Source organism: Salinivibrio sp. SS2 (assembly GCF_001722075.1).
Lineage (GTDB): Bacteria > Pseudomonadota > Gammaproteobacteria > Enterobacterales > Vibrionaceae > Salinivibrio > Salinivibrio proteolyticus.
This window is the reverse complement of record NZ_MEBP01000137.1, coordinates 1-1563: the sequence shown is the minus strand read 5'-3', so window position 1 is coordinate 1563 and position 1563 is coordinate 1. Positions and strand designations below refer to the sequence as shown.

The window sequence follows — 1563 nt, the reverse complement described above, 5'->3', positions numbered from 1 at the left end:
TTTGTTGTTTTTATATGCCGTAGGTCGCGATCGCGATTTTTTTGTTGTTGAGTGGTCATTACCGACCAACGCCTAAATTGGCGGATAGAAGCCAGTATTTGCCTTATATCCGCCATGTTAAAGCCACATTTTCTTAGATAGCTCACCACTAACGCTATCTTCTTGATGTTTTGAGCAGCCGCCGCCAGCCAGCATTGCATTTGCACATTTGCAAGCCCTCGGAAGCGTGCGTAGCGATGTCCATGATGCTGCTTAGCGTCGGCGAAGCTTCGCTCCACAGTCTCACTTCGTCGCTTGTATATCTTTTTGCCATAACGAGACAGTCGCATTTCATTGGCACGCTCGACTGCATCAGTGTAAAGATGACGCGTGATGATTTTTTGCATGGTCTTACTTTGCGTACAGTCGTTTCTAACCGGACAGAACGCACACTGCTTTGGGTCTGAGTGATAAGTACGATAGCCGGCTCTTGTGGTTGTTTTATAGATAAGCGTTTGCCCTTTGGGGCAGCGATATGTGTCGGTTTTCTTATCGTATGTGAAGTGTTTTTTCTTGAACGTATTTTTCGTTCGAGAAGGGCGACGATAGCCGAATACGCCAAGAATGCTGCGACGCTCTAAGGATTCGGCAACCGGTGCCGTGAAGTAGCCAGCATCGATGCCCACGGCAATAGGATTGAGGTTAAATTGCGTGAGTGTGTGGTCAAGGCGACGGATATACGGTTGTGAGTCGTTGACATTCCCTGGGGTTGTATACGTATCGACGATGATACCGTGCTTACCATCAACGGTCCTATGGTCAAGATAGAAGAAGCCTTGGGGCTTATTATCTCTGGTCATAAAACCACTTTCAGGGTCAGTCGTACTCACTTTTGTGTTTTTGACGTCCGTTTTTAATGGCGCGTCCTTGAACGGCTTTTTTCCTTCTGCTTTGCGGTCACAGGCGATGTCTTCATCCAACATCTCTAGGTAAGCGCCGGCGCTCACCGGGCGCAGTTTATTCACATGCTTATTTTTGTTCGCACTGGCTTTAAGGTGTGTGCTATCGGTATACAGCTCTTGCCCTGCGACTAAGCCCTTCTCCATGGCTTGAACCACAATATGGTTGAATATGCGTTCGAAGACATTCGTGCCATTAAAGCGACGAATACGATTTTGGCTCAGCGTGGACGCATGGATGACCTTCTCTGTCAGCGACATACGCAAGAACCAACGATAAGCAACGTTGACTTCAATTTCTTTAACAAGCTGGCGCTCGCTTTTGATGCCGAAGAGATAGCCAAGCAGGATGATTTTAAATAAGCGAACGGGGTCAACGGGTGGACGGCCATTATCTTTGCAATAAAGGTGAGCGACTTCATCTCGAATAAACTCGAAGTCGATGGCGCGGTCGATTTTACGAACAAGATGGTCTTTGGGAACAAGTTGTTCCATCGTCACCATTTCAAGTTCATATTGGTGTGGAGAAGGTTCTTGAAGCATACCGGAGCATCCCTATTGCGACACTCCTATTAGATCAAAGGTCTAGCTCGAAAGCTAGACCTTTGTCAGCAGTCTGAAGTGC

At 47.3% G+C, this 1563-nt stretch carries 1 protein-coding gene; it reads right to left on the bottom strand.

Annotated features, from left to right (window positions below; genetic code table 11):
* Positions 1-1481, bottom strand: a 1481-nt coding sequence (locus tag BGK46_RS16425) for an IS1182 family transposase (RefSeq protein WP_254659705.1), incomplete at its 3' end; no start/stop codon positions are given.
* Positions 1482-1563 lie beyond the last annotated feature (82 nt).